Annotated in this window: 16 protein-coding genes and 2 pseudogenes; 4 read left to right on the top strand and 14 right to left on the bottom strand. The window is 69.4% G+C overall.

The genetic code is table 11. From position 1 onward, the window contains the following. Window positions 1-112: 112 nt before the first annotated feature. The gene (locus OIE40_RS14760) at window positions 113-979 is read left to right on the top strand and encodes a mechanosensitive ion channel family protein (RefSeq protein ID WP_264703473.1); all 867 of its coding nucleotides are present in this window, start codon (window positions 113-115) and stop codon (window positions 977-979) included. 12 nt (window positions 980-991) lie between these two features. Here OIE40_RS14760 and OIE40_RS14755 read toward each other — a convergent pair whose 3' ends face one another. After that, window positions 992-1,864 carry an SDR family oxidoreductase gene (locus tag OIE40_RS14755; RefSeq protein WP_264703471.1) on the bottom strand — a complete coding sequence of 291 codons (873 nt, stop codon included), beginning with the start codon at window positions 1,862-1,864 and terminating at the stop codon, window positions 992-994. Window positions 1,865-1,938: 74 nt separating this feature from the next. Beyond that, window positions 1,939-2,799, bottom strand: a complete 861-nt coding sequence (locus tag OIE40_RS14750; RefSeq protein WP_264703469.1) for an EamA family transporter — start codon at window positions 2,797-2,799, stop codon at window positions 1,939-1,941. A gap of 118 nt (window positions 2,800-2,917) precedes the next feature. On the opposite strand from OIE40_RS14750, the gene OIE40_RS14745 reads away from it, so the two are divergent. After that, entirely contained in the window at window positions 2,918-3,532 is a 615-nt protein-coding gene (locus OIE40_RS14745; protein WP_264703467.1) for an NUDIX hydrolase, read from the top strand. A 25-nt stretch (window positions 3,533-3,557) separates the two neighbouring features. Here OIE40_RS14745 and OIE40_RS14740 read toward each other — a convergent pair whose 3' ends face one another. Then, entirely contained in the window at window positions 3,558-4,865 is a 1,308-nt protein-coding gene (locus OIE40_RS14740; RefSeq protein WP_264703465.1) for a glycosyltransferase family 2 protein, read from the bottom strand. A gap of 237 nt (window positions 4,866-5,102) precedes the next feature. Here OIE40_RS14740 and OIE40_RS14735 point away from each other — a divergent pair, with 237 nt between their 5' ends. Both OIE40_RS14735 and OIE40_RS14730 read left to right on the top strand, forming a co-directional pair. Continuing rightward, window positions 5,103-5,717, top strand: a complete 615-nt coding sequence (locus OIE40_RS14735) for an HdeD family acid-resistance protein (protein ID WP_264703463.1) — start codon at window positions 5,103-5,105, stop codon at window positions 5,715-5,717. A gap of 7 nt (window positions 5,718-5,724) precedes the next feature. Continuing rightward, a complete protein-coding gene (locus OIE40_RS14730) occupies window positions 5,725-6,690 on the top strand; it encodes a Gfo/Idh/MocA family protein (RefSeq protein WP_264703461.1) in 966 nt (321 codons plus the stop codon). A 17-nt stretch (window positions 6,691-6,707) separates the two neighbouring features. Here the strand turns inward: OIE40_RS14730 and OIE40_RS14725 are convergent, their stop codons facing one another. The 11 genes and pseudogenes from OIE40_RS14725 to OIE40_RS14680 all read right to left on the bottom strand — a co-directional run. Further along, complete coding sequence (locus tag OIE40_RS14725; RefSeq protein WP_264703459.1) at window positions 6,708-7,016, bottom strand: RNA 2'-phosphotransferase family protein; 309 nt, start codon at window positions 7,014-7,016, stop codon at window positions 6,708-6,710. A gap of 48 nt (window positions 7,017-7,064) precedes the next feature. Then, a complete protein-coding gene (locus tag OIE40_RS14720) occupies window positions 7,065-7,340 on the bottom strand; it encodes a hypothetical protein (protein WP_264703457.1) in 276 nt (91 codons plus the stop codon). A gap of 28 nt (window positions 7,341-7,368) precedes the next feature. Beyond that, window positions 7,369-7,614, bottom strand: coding sequence for a hypothetical protein (locus OIE40_RS14715; RefSeq protein WP_264703455.1), 246 nt, complete (start codon window positions 7,612-7,614; stop codon window positions 7,369-7,371). 286 nt (window positions 7,615-7,900) lie between these two features. Continuing rightward, window positions 7,901-9,103, bottom strand: coding sequence for an acyltransferase family protein (locus tag OIE40_RS14710; RefSeq protein WP_264703453.1), 1,203 nt, complete (start codon window positions 9,101-9,103; stop codon window positions 7,901-7,903). 44 nt (window positions 9,104-9,147) lie between these two features. After that, window positions 9,148-9,888, bottom strand: a complete 741-nt coding sequence (locus tag OIE40_RS14705) for a hypothetical protein (RefSeq protein WP_264703451.1) — start codon at window positions 9,886-9,888, stop codon at window positions 9,148-9,150. A gap of 148 nt (window positions 9,889-10,036) precedes the next feature. Continuing rightward, window positions 10,037-10,708: a hypothetical protein gene (locus OIE40_RS14700; RefSeq protein WP_264703449.1), complete on the bottom strand. Its 672-nt coding sequence runs from the start codon at window positions 10,706-10,708 to the stop codon at window positions 10,037-10,039. A gap of 86 nt (window positions 10,709-10,794) precedes the next feature. Then, entirely contained in the window at window positions 10,795-13,575 is a 2,781-nt protein-coding gene (locus OIE40_RS14695; RefSeq protein ID WP_264703447.1) for a winged helix-turn-helix domain-containing protein, read from the bottom strand. 742 nt (window positions 13,576-14,317) lie between these two features. After that, on the bottom strand, window positions 14,318-15,253 hold the full coding sequence (locus tag OIE40_RS14690; protein ID WP_264703445.1) for a tyrosine-type recombinase/integrase: 936 nt from the start codon (window positions 15,251-15,253) through the stop codon (window positions 14,318-14,320). 9 nt (window positions 15,254-15,262) lie between these two features. Then, window positions 15,263-15,655: a hypothetical protein gene (locus OIE40_RS14685; RefSeq protein WP_264703444.1), complete on the bottom strand. Its 393-nt coding sequence runs from the start codon at window positions 15,653-15,655 to the stop codon at window positions 15,263-15,265. A gap of 19 nt (window positions 15,656-15,674) precedes the next feature. Continuing rightward, window positions 15,675-15,812: pseudogene (locus tag OIE40_RS17140) on the bottom strand (hypothetical protein); the annotation flags it as partial. A gap of 23 nt (window positions 15,813-15,835) precedes the next feature. Further along, window positions 15,836-16,020: pseudogene (locus OIE40_RS14680) on the bottom strand (integrase core domain-containing protein); the annotation flags it as partial.

Raw genomic sequence — 16,020 nt, 5'->3', positions numbered from 1 at the left:
ATGGGGACGGTTCCTTTTCAGGCCAAGAGTTGGCCGAACAAGGAACGTCCCCGTTTCAGGCCAATCTCAGGCGTAGTTGGCTGTTGGTCGCCCGGCCCGCGACAATGACCGGGTGGTGCCCTACGCGATCGAATGGAGCTGGCCGGAGACACCGCTGGCCATCGCGATCACGATCGCGGTCGCCGTCGTGGCCCGTTGGTTGCTGCTGCGGGGCATCCGACGCGCCTCCCGACTCGCGGTCGAGCGGGCCAACGCCAGGCGTCAGCAGCAGGGCAGCGATTCCGAGGCCCTGCTCGCCGCCCGGCACGCCGCCCGGGCCGCCACGATGGGTTCGCTGCTGCGCAGCGTCGTGAACGCGACCATCGCCGTGCTGGCGGTGCTGACCGTGCTGGCCATCCTGAACATTCCGCTCACCCCGCTGCTGGCCTCGGCCGGCGTCGGTGGCGTCGCTCTGGGCTTCGGTGCGCAGAGCCTGGTGAAGGACTACCTGTCCGGCATCTTCATGATCGTCGAGGACCAGTACGGCGTCGGTGACCTGGTCGACCTCGGCGACGTCACCGGCACCGTCGAGGACGTCGGTCTGCGGGTCACCCGGGTGCGGGACGGCAGCGGTCAGGTCTGGTACGTCCGCAACGGTGAGATCGTCCGGGTGGGCAACCAGTCGCAGGGCTGGTCGACGGCCGTCGTCGACATCCCGGTCGACACCACCGAGAACTCGACCAGGGTGATCGAGGTGCTGGACGCCGTGGTCGACGCCGTGCACGCAGACCCCGATTGGTCGTCGGTGCTGCTCGAGACGCCGAAGGTGGTCGGCGTCCAATCGGTCGAGGCGGGCCGGATGACGATCCGGGTCATCGCCAAGACCCAGCCCAACCAGGCCGCGGGCGTCCAGCGGGTGATCCTCGACCGGGGCCTGCAGGCACTCAAGGACGCCGGGGTGAAGGGTCCCCGGGTGCTGCCCACGCCACCGACGCTGTGAGCCGCCGGCCGTTCAGGCCAACGAGAAGCCGCCGTCGCTGGTCAGCACCTGACCGACCACCCAGCCGCCGCCGGTGGCCAGCCAGGCAATGAGGGCGGCCGGGTCCTCCGGTCTGCCCACCCGGCCGAACGGCGTGCCGGCGAGATGGTCCTGGAGTTCCCCCAGCGGCCGGTCGGTGGTTTCGGGGTCGAGGTAGCCGGTGTTCACCGGTCCGGGATTGATGGTGTTGAGCACGATGCCCAGCTCGAGCAGTTCAGCGGCCACCGTCGCCGTCACCCCGGCCAGGGCGGCCTTGCTGGTGGCGTAGGCGACCTCGCCGCGCATCGGTCCCAGTTGCTGACCGGAGGTCATCCAGAACACCCGGGCCGTCGGTTCCGGGTAGGGGCCGCGACCGCCGAGACGCTCCCCCGGACGCCGGGGTGCGGCGTCCGGGTCACCGCCGACCGTGCGGGCGAACGCGGCGGTGAGCAGCAGGGTCGAGCGGGTGTTGACCTGCCAGAAGGCGTCCAGCCGCTCGGGCGTCATGTCGAGGATGCTGCCGTCGTCACCGCTCTTCGCGTGGTTGCAGACCAGCAGTTCGAGCCGCCCGCCGAGCCCGCGAGCGGCCTCGATCAGCATCGGCACGGACGCCGGGTCGGCCAGGTCCGCCGCCACGTCGGTGAAGTCCGCACCCGGCGCAAGCACCGCCCGGAGCTCGGCACAGACGGCGTCCAGGTCGTCGCCGCCCCAGGGCTGGTCCACGTCGTGCGGCCGGTGGTGCTGGATGCACAGCCCGGCTCCCAGTTCCGCGAGTCGGCGGGCCACCGCGAAACCGATTCCACGGCGGCGTGACACCCCCGTCACCAGGGCGGTGCGACCGGCCAGGGGCAACTGTTCGAGCGGCATGGGCCACCCTCCTCCTCGAGCGTGTTGTCAGGGTCTCGGGATCGTCGGCGCTTGTCGAGACCACCGGACGGGGTTCAGTCGCGCAGTTCGGGATCTTCGCGGCTGCGCGACCGGGTGGCGCCGACGCTGGCGAAGATGACGCACGCCATCGCGGCACATTCGATCACGGTCAGTCCCTCACCCAGCACCAACAGCGCGAACAGCGCCGCCGCGGCCGGCTCCAGACTCATCAGGATGCCGAACAGACCCGGCTTCAGCCGCCGCAGCGCCACCATTTCGAGCCCGTAGGGAATGACGGAGGAGAGCAAACCGACCGCGAGCGCCACCAGCAGCACGTGGGTGTTGAACACCGGGGTGCCGAGCGCGAAGGCGAACGGCGCGAGCAGCACCGCACCGACCACGCTGGCCAGGGTGACCCCGGAGACGCCCTCGAAGTGGCGCCCGGTCGGCCCGGCGAGAAGGATGTAGCCCGCCCACAGGGCGCCGGCCAGCACGGCCAGGCCGAGCCCGATCCAGTCCGGGTCGACGGGTTGAAGGCCGAGCAGCGCCACCCCCAACGCCGCGAGGGCCACCCACAGCAGGTCGCGGAGGCGGCGCGAGGTCGCCACCGCGACGCCGAGCGGGCCGAGGAACTCGATCGTCACCGCCACCCCGATCGGAATCCTGGCGAAGCTGGCGTAGATCGCCCAGTTCATTCCCGCCAGGGCCAGCCCGTAGCCCAGCGCGATCAACCACTCGCGGGCGCTGCGGCCACGCAGCCGGGGTCTGGCGAAGGTGAGGAAGATCAGGCTGGCGAAGCACAGCCGCAGCCAGGCGGTCGCCGTCGGTGTGGTGGTCGCGAACAGGTCCTTGGCGAAGGCGGCGCCCAGTTGCACCGAGGCGATCGCGATCAGCACCAGCCAGACGGGATCGATCCGGGTCAGGGCGGTACGCACCCCGGGACTATGCCATACGCGTTCGGCACCGACTGCGCGATTTCCCCGCGCAGATCCCACCCGCGGCTTATAGTCAGGTAGACTAATGAAGTCAGTCGCCCGATCCGGAAAGCGCCCCATGTCCAACGTCGCATCCCTGGTTTCGGTGGACGTCATCACGCTGCGCTACAACCCGAACCGGCGCCGCGTGGAGGTCGCCACCAAGCCGCGCACGACCGAACCGTACCTCGACCGCCCCGCCCTACCCGGCGTCCTGCTGCGCGAGGGGGAACGACTCGCCGCCGCCGCCCACCGGGCGGTCACCAGCAAGGTCGGCTTCGATGTGGACGCCCTCGGTCAGCTGACCGTGTTCGACCAGCCCAACCGGGACCCCCGCGGGTACTCGCTGTCGGTCGCCATGTGGGCGGTCGGTGACGGCGACGCCGACTGGTACGGCTACGACGAGGTGCCGAAACTCGCCTTCGACCACAACGTGATGCTGTTCGAGTGCCGCGCGTTGCTGGTCGACATGCTGTGGCGCGACCTGGAGTTCACCCGCGCCCTCACCGGGCCGGTCTTCCCGGTTTCGGCCGCCGTCGGCATCACCCAGACGCTCAGCGGCGTGGCCCCCGACCGCGGCAACCTAAACCGCCGGCTCGCCTCGCTGCGCGGCCTCACGGTCAGCAGCAAGCGCGTCGTGCTCGGCCGCGGCCGGCCCGGCACCGTGTGGGAATGGGACGCCAGCGCCGCCTGAGCGGCGCGAACCGCGAGCGGCGCGGTCAGTTCTCCCCGTCGGGCTCGATCCGCGGCGCCCGGCGCAGCGGTAGGCGTCCGGTGTGGTGCTCCGCCTCGATCTCGGACAGGCTCAGTCGCACCGTGTGCGGAATGTCGTGCCAGGTCGAGTCGCGGTAGAACAGCGCCACCAGCATCAGCACCCACCAGATGCCCAGATGCAGCGGGAACAGCAGCAGCGTCTTCCAGCGGCCCGGCCAGCGGGCATCCTCGAGCACCACGGTAATCCAGCCGAAGATGCCGGTGAACACGTACGCGAACAGGCCGAACGCCGCCGACACCAGCACCAGCGTCCCCCAGGCGCCGGTGCGGAAGGCGGTCAACAGGCTGAACGCCATGCCGGACCAACCGGCGATCGCCGACACCAGCAGCCCGACGCTGTAGACCAGCCCGTCGATGGCCCGCCGGTCGCCCGACCGGACCCGCCGCCACAGCCTGGGCGTGCAGATCGGCACGATCTGGACGCCGCCCAGGGCCCAGCGGTACCGCTGCTTGATCGAGGTCCACAGCCCCTGGGGCTGCTCGTCGAAGAACACCGCCCGGGGTTCCAGGACGGCCCGGTGACCCTCGGCGATGGCGTTCAGGGTGAACTCGATGTCCTCGCACTGGGTGTGGGTGTCCCAGCCCTTGCCGTCCAGGACCGACAGCAGGAAGCCGAAACCGGTGCCGCTGACCGAGAACAACGACCACCCGAACCGGTTGCGCGGAAGGTGGAAGAAGCGGGTCTGCAGCAGCCAGTAGAGGGTGCTGCAGCCGGCGACCCACGACGAGGACGGGTTCTTGCCGGTGCGGTAGCCGACCACGATGGTCTCGCCGTCGTTGAACCGGGTGTTCAGCGCCTCCAGGAAGCCGACCTCGACCACGTTGTCGGCGTCGAACACCACGCAGGCGTCGTAGCGTCCGGCGTGGTCGACTGCGAAGCGCTCGAAGAACCACTTCATCGCGAAGCCCTTGCCCTTGCGCTTGGTGTCGGTGCGCTCGTACACGTACGCGCCGGCCCGGCGGCAGATCTCGGCGGTGTCGTCGGTGCAGTTGTCGGCGACCACGAACACGTCGTAGCACTCGCGGGGGTAGTCCAGTTGCGCCACGGTGATCAACAGCTGGTCGATCACCGTCGACTCGTTCTTGGCACACACCAGGATGGCGAACCTGTGGTGCTTCTCCCCCGGCTTCGGTTCGGGGAGCTTCAGTTCGCCGAAGGCGTTCAGCCCGACCACCACGTGATAGAGCCCGTAGACGGCACCGATCACCATGATCGTCTGGAGGATCCAGCCGATCACATCGAGCACAGGCACCGGGTTGGCTCCTTGTCCTGGGGGCACCGGTTGGCCCCGGCATTGGCTCCACAGTCTAGGGGGACGCCATGCCGACGTGCTGGGACGCCCCGCGCACGCGCCGCCCGACGGTGCAGCCGGCAGCCACGGCGTCCGAACCGCCGTCCAGCCTCCGCGCCGTTGTCACCCGCAGTGCCAGGATTGGCCTTGCCGGGCGGCGGGCGACGCCGACCAGCCAGCTCCCAGAGGAGTTACCTGATGAACGAACTGATGAAGCGCTCGTCGACCTATCTGATCGTTTCCGGCGCACTGGCCGTCCTGTTCGGGATCGTCGCGGCCTTCTTCCCCATCGCGACCGCGCTGACCCTGGTCATCGTCTGGGGCGTCTACGCCCTGATCGACGGGGTGGCCGCCGCCGCGATGGCCTTCCGGCCCGGCCCCGGCCAGTCCCGTGGCTTGCTGATCTTCACCGCCGTTGTCGGCATCGCCGCGGGCCTGATGGCGGTCTCGTCTCCGGTCACCGCCGGTGGCGCGCTGGTGTGGGTGCTGGGCGTGTGGCTGATGGTTCGCGGTGTGCTCGAGATCATCGCCGCGTTCACCCAGCGCGGTGCCGGCGACCGCTGGCTGCTGGTGCTCGGCGGCGTCTTCTGGCTGCTCGCCGGCTGGCTGATCATGGCGAACCCTGGCGTCGCGGCGCTCACGGTCGCGCTGTGGCTGGGCGTGCTGGCCATGATCTGGGGCATCGTCCTGCTGATCGTCGGGTTCCACGTCCGCGGGATCGCGAACGAGGGCGAGCCGATCAAGGGCGAGGCCTCGGACGCCTCGCCCTCGGTTCCGCCGCCGTCGGTCCCGCCGGCCGGCCCGACCGCCTGAGGCCAGCGTGATCCGGTTCGGCCTGATCGGCACCAACTTCATCAGCGAATGGTTCACCGCGGCCTGCGGCGCCACCGGCGGGCGGGCCTCGGCGGCCGCGGTGTACTCCAGGGAGTTGACCCGCGGCCGGGCGTTCGCCGACGCACACGGCATCACGGACGCCTTCGACGACCCGGCGGCGATGATCGAGGCGGTCGACGCCGTCTACGTGGCCAGCCCGAACAAGCTGCACGCCCACCAGGCCCTGCAGGCGATCGCCGCCGGCAGGCATGTGCTGGTCGAGAAGACGATCGGCACCACGACGGCCGAGGTGGAACGCATCTTCGAGGCGGCCGAGGCCCGTGGCGTGATCGCGATGGAGGCGATGCGCAACGTGCACACCCAGGCGCACCGGCTGCTGCGTGAGACCCTGCCCCGCCTGGGCACCCTGCGGTACGCGCGGATCGAGAAGTTGCAGTACTCCTCCCGCTACGACAAGGTGCGCGCCGGCGAGTACGCCAACGCCTTCGACCCGGCACTGGGCAACTCCTCGCTGGCCGACATCGGCGTCTACTGCCTGCAGCCGGCCCTCGACCTGTTCGGCGTCCCGGCCACCACGTCCGGTGCCGGGGTGCGCCTCGACAACGGGTTCGAGGGCGCCGGCACGCTGCAACTGCATTACGGATCGCTGGTCGTCGACGTGGTCTACGGCAAGGTGGTCGCCGGGCTCGGCCCGAGCGTCATCCACGGCGAGGACGCCGCCCTGGAGTTCAACGACCCCGGCGAGCTGTCGAAGATCGTGCTGCACGAGCGGGACGGTGCACCCTCGGTGCTGCTGGCCGACCCGCCGGTGCAGCCCGTCGACACCATGCACCATGAGCTCAACGACTTCGTCGACCAGGTGGACGCCGGAACGCTCGACCCGCGCTGGCGCGACCTGAGCCTGGCGACCCGGCGGATCATGGACGAGCAATTGGCCCGCCTCGGCGACTGAGCGGGCTTCGCGCGCCGTTACGTCGCAGGGCGAGTGTCCATGCCGTCATCGACGCGCGACAGGTAGTCCGCCGGCACGTGATCGACGAGCCACACTCCGTTCGCCGAGCGAGCGAACCGGTAGCCGGCCCGATGCAGGTCGCCCGCGGCCACGGCCAGCACGACGTGACGCCCGCGGGCGTAGACGTCGTTCGCGATGATCCGCGTCCGGACGAACGTCGACCCCGGACCCTTCTGCACGTAGGCCCGCTGCCACCCCGTCCGCACCTCGTCGCGCAGGCGCCGGTTGCTCAACTCGATCAGGCGGTTCGTCACAGCATTGCTCAACTCATCGAGCGTGGCCTGCCGCTGGTCCTCATTGGGCTCGCCATTCGACTACCGCTCCGCATCGGGGTTGTAGTGGAGTCCGAGCAGTCCACGCCACTTCGAATGGAATGTCTTCGCTGCCTCCATCACTGCCACCGACAGGTTCATCCTGTTGAACACGGGACGGCTCTCGCCCGTCCCGACGGCAGTCTCTGGGTGTGCGAGCAGGTCCAGCAGAGCATCGAGTTGCTGAATGGCACGTCGGCCGGAGTTCTTCTTAGCGTTGAGAGGCTCGTGGATGCCACCCACGAAGAAGCGCGCCACGGCGATGCGGCGCTGGGGCACACGTTCAGCCGCCGGCCCCAGCTCGTCGTCAATCGCCTTCAGATGTATTGTGCGGTGCGACCGACCGTAGGACCGGCCGAACGAGGCGGGCGATGACGAGGAACAACGCGTAGAGGGCTGCTCGCGTCGCCCAGGACGACAAGGTGGTGCCGACCTCGCCGGTAACCGCGAGGACGCAGATCGCGCTGGTCGAGGCGTCGGCCACCCATTCGGCGAGGCCGGCGAACAATATGACTGCTTCGAAGAAGCCGGCCAGTGCGTAGAGGGCGAACATGGGCGCTACGACGACCAGGACGGCGACGAGTGGCAGGGTGATCCAGAAGCCGACCTGCCGGGCCGCAAAGAGACGGGTCGGGCGGCGAGGACGACACGGTAGGTGGCGAGGGCGCCGCCGAGCCCGAGGATCAACAGGACCTCGCGCGGGCTTAGGTCTCCTTCATGGATCCCGACAGTCAGGCCTACTCCTACAGCCAGTAGTACCAGCGGGAATACCCGGACGGCGGTCGCCAGGGCGGCGGAGCGGCCGGGCTCAGTGCCCGCCGGCAGGGGATCTGGCCGGTTCATCGCGCCGTCCCAGTGGCAGCCGACCGTTCGCTTCGCTGCCGCACCGGGTAGGTCCGCCCGTTGAGCCAGCGGCCGATCCGGGTGCTCCTGACGAGGACCTGGTAGGTCAGGAGGGTGGCGGCGAGGGATCCGCCAAGGATCACCAAGAACTTCAGCGGCCACGGCCAGGCGAGGTCCGCCATGACCAGTTGGAGGGTGCAGACCCAGCCGAGATGGGTGAGGTATACCCAGTACGACGCGTCGGCGAGGTAACGGAGGACGGGACTCTCGCGGTGTAGGTAGGTGACCGCGACGCCCACCAGCCCGTAGACCCACAGCCAGGCCGCGACGGGGTAGGCCACCAGCGTCGCCATCAGCATGGCTGGCGAGGCGCCCCACGACGAAGCGCTGGGGGCGCCCACGACCAAACAGCCGATGGTCAGCACGGCCGCCACGGCGAGACGGGCGAGCCAGTGCCGGCGGATCCGGTTCAGTGCGTCCGCGGCACCACCCCAGCACCAGCCGACCCAGAATGCTCCGCCGAAAGCGATGCTGGCGGGCAGTTCGGGCCGCAGCGTGGCCGGTCCGACGATGCCCGTCGGTTGCAGCCAGAGCGCCACCGCGAACGGGACGGCCGCCCACAGCGGCGCGAGCGGGCCTGTGAACGCTCGCCCTAGACCAGCCGAGCAGCGCTCGCGGACGGCGAGCGGGACGATCCGCGGAATCAACCACTGGACGGCCAGCAGCACCAGGTAGAACTGAGTCAGCGACCACAGGAACCACAGGTGGCCGGGCGTAGCGATGGCCAGCGGGTCGTCACTCGCCGGTGCCGCAGGCAACTGGGGATGGGTGAGCGCGAAAGCGATCGCGACCACGATCACCGGCAGGACCGCCACCGGCCAGAACACAACCAGGGGCAAAAGGATTCGCTTCCCTCGGTCGGCGGCGAAGCCGCGCGGTCCTTTGCGAGCCAGCGCCGAGCGCGCGAAGTAGCCGGCCAGGGCGAAGAACAGCGGCACCCGGAACATGTGGATCCACCCGACGATCGCGTCGGCCGCCGGCGTGCGCGAGACGTCGGTCACCACCCACGGAATGGTGCCCAGGCTCATCAGCGAATGAAGCACGACGCCCAACAGCAGCGCCAAACCGCGCAGGGCGTCCATGCTGAACAGCCGCTGGACCAGCGGGTCGGCAACGGTGGGAGCGGAGATCGCAGGCATGAGTTCCTTCGTTGTCAGGGTTGAGGGTTGGGTGGGAGTACCGCTCAGCGAGTCGGGACGCCGGCCAGAAAGGCGTCCAGGGCGGGGACCGGGTCGAGCCCGGTGCCGATGTTCGCCGCGACGACGACGCCGATGGACGCAACCGCGAGGCCGAGCACGACGCACTCGATCGTTCGGTGGCACAGCCACGCACGCACCGCCAAGCCGGCCACCGCCAACGCAGCGAGCATGCCGATCACGGCCAGCGCCAGGTGGTACCGGGCGAAGTCGGTCACGATGGCCTCGGACGCCGGGACGGGCGTGCCGGCAAGGGCGCCGCGGATGGCGACGGCGCCCGTGGACGCCGACGGACCGGCGTCGGGCAGGAAACCCAGAACCGACGTCAACGGGGCGATGACGCCCTGCAGGTTGGCGACGGTGAGCAGCAGGGCGACTCCAGCGCAGGCGAGTGCGGCCAGGCTGCCGACCCAGCGCGCGAGCCGTCCCGCTGCAGACCCGCTGGCTGCGGACAGCGTCCACGAACGCATGAGGGCCCGGATGCCGGCCGCCAGTAGGCCGATGGACAGCAGGGCCTTCACAAGGTGGAAGACCTGCCAGAACCGGGTCGGCCCGTCGAGAGCGGAACCGGCGCCGCCCGGCACGACGCCGGAGCGCCAGTCCAGCGCCAGCGCGTCTGCGACAGCGTGGGCAAGCGAACCTGGGCCGGGCCAGTCGGCCTTTGCCAGCCACGAGGCGAGCGGCCACGGAACGACCACGATCGCCGCCAGCAGCGACGCAATGACCACTACCTGAGCCAAGCCCCGGTCGACGCCGATAAGGCGGCCGGTCACGATGCCTGCCGTGCGTCGCCCGGACGGCCGGACACCGCCGAGAGGGGGGCCGGCACGACGATGGCGACGAGGGCCGCGCGCGCGACTGAACCGTTCGCGAGCCTCATCGGACGGCCTCCGAAACGCCGGCCCGCGGTTCGACCCCACGCCCACCGGCTCGGCACCAGGCCGACCAGCCGATACCGATCAGGGCGACCCCGGCCGGAACGGCGAACAGCCGATCGAAGGAAGCCGGCAGAACCGCCAACGCCACCGTGCTGGTCGTGGCCACGGCCAGCAGCGCGCTCGCCCAACGGGCCACCACCCTGGCGCGGAACAGCGCTATGCCGAACAGTAGGCCGCCGGCCAGGTAGCCGGCCCCCGACAGGCTGAGCAGCACCTGTACGCCGCCGATGTCGGACGCCGGCCGGACACCGAGGGCAGCCACGAGGACGTCCCGGACGTAGTCGGGCGAGGTCGTGACGATGGCAGGCAACACGAAGGCCGCGATCGCCTGCACGACGAGCATCACCAGGTAGCCGACGGCGAAGACGGCGGCACCCACCACACCCACCGCACCGATGAGGCGACCGTGCCACATCGTCAGGGTGACCACGCCGACACCACCCAAGCCGGCCATCAGCATCTTGGCGCTTTCGCGCAGCAGGAACTCGCGCGACCCGACGAACTCGAGGGTGAGCTCCGGGTGATTGATCTGGACGGCGAGGAAGAGGGCGCCGGCACCGGCGAGGGCGCTGCCGGCGATCCGTCCAAGGCGCTTCGTTGTGGGTTGCACGGGCAAGGACTCCTAGTCAGTCAGAGGCCCGGGGCGGCTTCCCGGGGCACGCTGACGACGCTAGGCCGGTGGGTGCCACGCCCGAATCACACGATGATGTGACCGCCGGGATGATCCGAGCGCTCTCGCAGCAAGCCGCGCTCGCGGGCCCGACTCACCGCGGCCCGGCGCGTGCGCACGTCCAGCTTCGAGAAGATGTGCTTCGTGTGCGTACGCAAGGTGTTGATCGACACGAACAGCCGGGCGGCGATCTCTGGTCCGCTCAGATCGGTGGCCAGCAGCCGAAGCACTTCGGCCTCTCGTTCGCTGAGCGTGCCGCCCTTCTCCAGCGGTAACGCCAGCCCCGCGGCGCGAGGCTCGGCGTGCAGCAGGCGCCGGGCAGCGTCGGCGGCCGGGCCGCCCGAGGCGGCCAGGCGTGCCAGCAGTTCGAGCAGCGGGGCTCCCTCATCGAGGAACAGGCGGGCGTAGCCGGCCGCGACGCCCGCGGTCACCGCCGCCGCAAGGGGTTCGACGGCCGGGGCACCGGCCGCCGCCAACACCAGCGAGCGCACCGTCAGACCTTCGATCCAACTGCCCGCCCGGTCGGCCCGCTCGGCCGCCGAGACGATTTGCTCGGTCAGGGTCAGGACACGCTCGACCTCGGGGCCGCTCGAGCGTCCGGCCCGGCGCTCGGCGGCGACCAACCGCGCATAGGTGAGGACTTCGTCCTCGCGCGCGAAGTCGGCCGGGTCGGCGCCGGCCACGGCATGCTCACCGACCCACGCCCTGGCCTCTGACAGTCGTCCGGACCTGATCAGCACCCGCGCTCGTGCCGCGTGCAACGGACGAGTGTCGGGCAGGAAACCAGGGCGGTGGCGCTGCTCGGATTCGGCGATGTCGGCCAGTGCCGCGTCGAACTGTCCGACGGCGACCTGTAAGCCGGCACGCACCGCGAACCATCGGAACCTGTTCTCGGGCAGGCTCGCGCTCTCACCGAGCACGGCCGCCTGGTTCAACTGCTCCGCGGCTTCCTCCAGGCGATCGCCCTCGCGGAGCACGTCCGCAAGCCCCACGTGCAGATCGCCGAGCACCGCCTCCCCGCCCGACGCTCCACCGGCGGCCCGCGCCAACGCGACCCGGTACAGCCGCTCGGCGGCTGCCGGCTTCCCGTTTGCGAGCGTCATCTCACCGATGACGACGCTCGCCCCGCTGGCGTCGGTGTGGTTGCCGGCAGCCGCCAGGTGGTCCACCACCCCGCCGAACGTTTCGATGCCGGGCCCCAACTCCCCCCTGGCCCAATGGGCCAGGCCCACGAAGCCGGCCGCCGCTCCGCGGACGAAATGGTCGGCCGGCCCGGCCACCCCCAACGCCGCTTCCGCGTGGCGCACAGTGGCCGCGACGTCGCCGGATGCCTGAGCGAGGGACGCGCGGAACAGCTCGATGTTGGCCGGTACGGTCCGCTGGGCATCATTCCTGGCCGCCAGGACGGTGACGGGCAGGTCCGCGACGTCAGGAGCACTGTCGATGCCGCCCCACGCCGCCTCGGCAGCGTCCAGCCACTGCGCCGCCGCGGCCAGGTGTCCCTGGGATATGCCGGCCGCCGCCCGGGTGGTGGCGAGCAGCGGGCGCTGTCGCACCATGACGTCCGGCAGTCCATCGAGCCATTCGATCAGCAGGCGATCGCGGCGCTCCTGGCGAAAGACCGGGGCGGCGCACTCCAGAAGATCGGCGAACCAGCCCGGGTCGTCCGCTTGGGCCGCATGCCGCAACGCGTCCTCCAGCATCCCCTGCATTGCGTACCAACCGCTCGCGCGCCGATGCAGGCTCGCGACGGCGTCGGGCCGCACCACCGCCAGCCGGCCCCGCACCGCCTCGGCGAATAACGCGTGGTAGCGGTACCAGCCGCCGTCGTCGAGGGCGGTCAGAAAGACATTGGAACGCTCCAACCGGTCGAGTTGCCGGCGCCCGTCCGACCCTCCGGTGAGGGCATCGCACAGCGACCCCGACAGCCGGTCGAGCACCGACGTGCTCAAAAGGAAGGCGCGGGTCTCGACGGGCTGTGCGTCGAGCACCTCCTCCACGAGGTAGTCGAACACGAATCGGTGCGTGCCGCTGAACGCCCGGATGAAAGCATCAATGGCGCCCGGCCCTTCAGCGACGTGGGCACGGGCCGACATCGCGGCGAGTTGGAGCCCAGCTGCCCACCCCTCGGTTCTCGACGCCAGCGCCTGGATCTGGTCGGGCTGGAGATCCAGCCCGAGTGCCTCGCGCAAGAACGCGGCTGCCTCGCCGTCGTTGAATCGGAGGTCGGCATCGCGGACTTCGACCAGTTCACCGCGCGCCCGGAGGCGGGCTAGCGGCAGCGCGGGATCGGTGCGGCTGGTGGCCGCGACCACCACACGAGGCGGCAGGTTGTCCACCAGAAACGCGACCGCGCCCGCCGCAGCCGGTCCGGAGGCCATCAGGTGTAAGTCGTCCAGCGCGATGACCGTCCGACCAGGCGCATTGTCCAAATCCTCGACGAGGCCCACCAGGACGTCCTCGGTTTGCGCCCGGCCATCGGCCAGCATTGCCAGGGAGCGCGCCGCCAAGTCTCCGTCGACCGCCCCGAGGGCCGCGACCAGGTCGCACAAAAACTGCCCTGAGTCGGCATCCGATTCATTGAGGCTGACCCAGGCCACCCGGGCGCCCGGACATCCGGCCCGTCCCGCGCCGCCGAGCACCTGGCCCAGCCACTGCTGCAGCAGCGTGGTCTTGCCTGATCCGGCGGCGGCGGAAAGCAGCACCAGCCGCGGGAACGGTTCGGCGACGAGGGGATTGGCCAGGCGCGGCCGCTCAAGCAGGCTTCGGCGCGCGACCGGCACCCGCAACCTGGCGCTGACCGTCATGGGCACCACCGTAGTGGCGCGTGCCGCGCGGTTCGGCGAGCCCTCCCGGTCACTGCGGTTGCCTGACTGCCGGCAGGGGTATATCAAGGCGACCTCGACTTGCCGCTCGCACTAGGTTCTGGCCGAGCTCCTCGCTTGGTGGGGAGTGCCACCCAAAGTGGGCCGGTGAATGTGCCCCGAGCGGAGTGCGGCAATGCGAGACCAGCACCTTGTCTAAACGGTTATCCGAGGTACTCGCGCCATCCAGTGCACCTGCGGAACATGACGTTGGTCGTGAGGCGACGCAGGGAGACAGCGACCCCCGTCCTAGCGCCTGACGTGACCAAGCGCACCAGGTGACCACTTGGACGAGCGCCCAGTCAGCTTGCGGACTCCGCAAACCCCTCTCCGCGTCCTTCGCTGCTCACGGGCACTCAACAATGGACACGAAGGCCCCGGTCCCCGACTGCGGCTTGGATCCTTAAGGTCGCAATAGGGTCGCAAATCTCGAAGCGACTTCTTGAAATCTGGTGAAACACCTAGTCAACAGGGTTTCGCGTGGTGGGCCTAACTGGACTTGAAGGAGCTACAAGCGCTTCGCGCCATACAGCGATTCGGTCCTAGCGGGAGCCATTTTGTGGCCTCCCACTAGGGCACTATGTCCCAGGGCGCCTCGCAGCTTCTATGTGCGTTGATCCGCAGCTTTCCGCAGCTTAAGGTCGCAATAAGGTCGCAGATCCTGAGCCGCTGCCGGCTCCGCCACTCACCTGGATTCACCGAGTCTCGAAGCAAGCACTGCTGCGATCTTGTCCGCCGGGAGGAGTGGAATGAGCTCGCCGAGCTCCTCGCTCGTCATGTGCGCCAGCGCAGCTGCCAGCGCTCCCGGATCCAATGTGGCCAGTAGCTTGGCCATGACGGTGGGTGGCGCAGTCGTGGAGGACGACACGGCGAGAGTTGGGCGCTGCCAGCCGGCCAGTTCCGAGACGCGGATAGCGTATGGAACGGCCTTGGTGGTGTCCGGGTGAGTGTAGAGACCGGTCATGCCTCGCTGGACGTGGCCCATGATGGCCCGCCGAAGCCCCTCAGGGGTGCCGGCCTCGTCCCACACCGTGCTGGCCCAGTGGCGGAGCCAGTGCAGATGAAGGGTGGGCATGCCGATCACCTGACGCGCGTGATACCAGCCGTAGCCCTTCTTTCTGACCGTGCCGTCTTCGCGGTAGACCGCGGAATGGCCGTTGATTTGCTGCGTGGTGCGGAACTGCATCGCTGGGTTTGTCGAGGGGAACAGGAGGCCCTGCCGCCCAGGGGCCGCCCAGGTCTCCAAGTGGTGGATGAGGTCAGCGACGATGTGCGGCGGGATGGGCACGAGACGCTCACCGAGTTCGCCCGTCTTGGTGTCGCCCTCATGGCGCTGGCCGTCGTAACTGCTCACCCCACGCTCTACGGTCAGCCATCCGAAGGGAATGCCGTCCTGCCCGATACCGAGTTCAAGGTCCGCACGACGCAGGGCACAAGCCTCACCTGACCGTATGCAGCAGTAGGCGAGTAGCAGAATGAAGGCCTTGTCCCTGGGCTGGACGAGATCGACAAGCTCACGGATCGTGTCGTGCGTGACGGATCTCACAACGCGGTCAGGCTTGCTTTGCTGCTTGGGCCGACGGCCGGCGTTGTCGATGCGGCACGGGTTCCGTTCGATCAACTCGTCGACTTAAACTGCAGTCCGGAACACAGACTTCATGAAGCTGTACGCCTTATGCCGCAGCGAAGGCGTGTTCGAGCGGCTCGCATGCCAGAGGGCAATGGCGCTGGCAGAGATCGCGTTGAGCAGCTCGCTCGCGAGCGGCTCCAGGACCGAGTCAAGATACGAGATGTACTCCCGCCGCGTGCGCGGATGGAGGGGTGCGCCCTTCGTGGTAATTCGGGTCTCAATCCAGGCGCGCGCGTAGGTGTCCAACGTCGGGACCGCTGCTGGCTGCAGGTCGACCTCGCTGCCTACGTCGGCCTCCCCGGCTGCTCGTGCAGCAGGGTCGGTCCACTCGTTCCATTCGATCAGTCGGCGTTCGTCCCGAAAGCCAGCCTTCGGCATCAGCCTTGGCGTCATAGTTCTCGGCTGAGTAGTAGCGGACTCGGTCGGGACCGACGTAGCTCGCCTGGTAGCGGCCGCTCCGCTGGCGTCGGATCGACCCAAAGGACCGCCGCCGCTTCCGCTCGAAGCCCCCGCGCGAACTCTGTCCGGTCGATCCCGTATTGCGCGCCACACTCCCCTAGGTGTATCCGGCCATCACGTTGGTGGCAGGCGGCTGATCGGGGGGTGTCCTCCGAGTGCGCTGTGGCGTCGTAGTGTTGTAGTGCTCGATCCAGGGCGCAAGGGCCGCTTGCCGTTCGGTGTTACTGGTGAAGGCTCGTCGGTAGGCCCACTCGGTGGCCAGGGTGCGGTTGAGTCGTTCGACCTTGCCGTTCTGCCAG

Origin of the sequence: Micropruina sonneratiae, assembly GCF_025972045.1 — a bacterium.
In the GTDB taxonomy this organism is placed as follows: domain Bacteria; phylum Actinomycetota; class Actinomycetes; order Propionibacteriales; family Propionibacteriaceae; genus Micropruina; species Micropruina sonneratiae.
Note: the sequence above shows the minus strand (reverse complement) of the source record. Positions and strands in the feature narration are given on the sequence as shown.

Coding starts and splice junctions, on each gene's coding strand:
- OIE40_RS14755 (WP_264703471.1), bottom strand. CDS start 1,864: ATGCCGCTCGAACAGTTGCCCCTGGCCGGTCGCACCGCCCTGGTGACG.
- OIE40_RS14745 (WP_264703467.1), top strand. CDS start 2,918: ATGTCCAACGTCGCATCCCTGGTTTCGGTGGACGTCATCACGCTGCGC.
- OIE40_RS14735 (WP_264703463.1), top strand. CDS start 5,103: ATGAACGAACTGATGAAGCGCTCGTCGACCTATCTGATCGTTTCCGGC.
- OIE40_RS14715 (WP_264703455.1), bottom strand. CDS start 7,614: ATGTTCGCCCTCTACGCACTGGCCGGCTTCTTCGAAGCAGTCATATTG.
- OIE40_RS14710 (WP_264703453.1), bottom strand. CDS start 9,103: ATGCCTGCGATCTCCGCTCCCACCGTTGCCGACCCGCTGGTCCAGCGG.
- OIE40_RS14695 (WP_264703447.1), bottom strand. CDS start 13,575: ATGACGGTCAGCGCCAGGTTGCGGGTGCCGGTCGCGCGCCGAAGCCTG.
- OIE40_RS14685 (WP_264703444.1), bottom strand. CDS start 15,655: ATGACGCCAAGGCTGATGCCGAAGGCTGGCTTTCGGGACGAACGCCGA.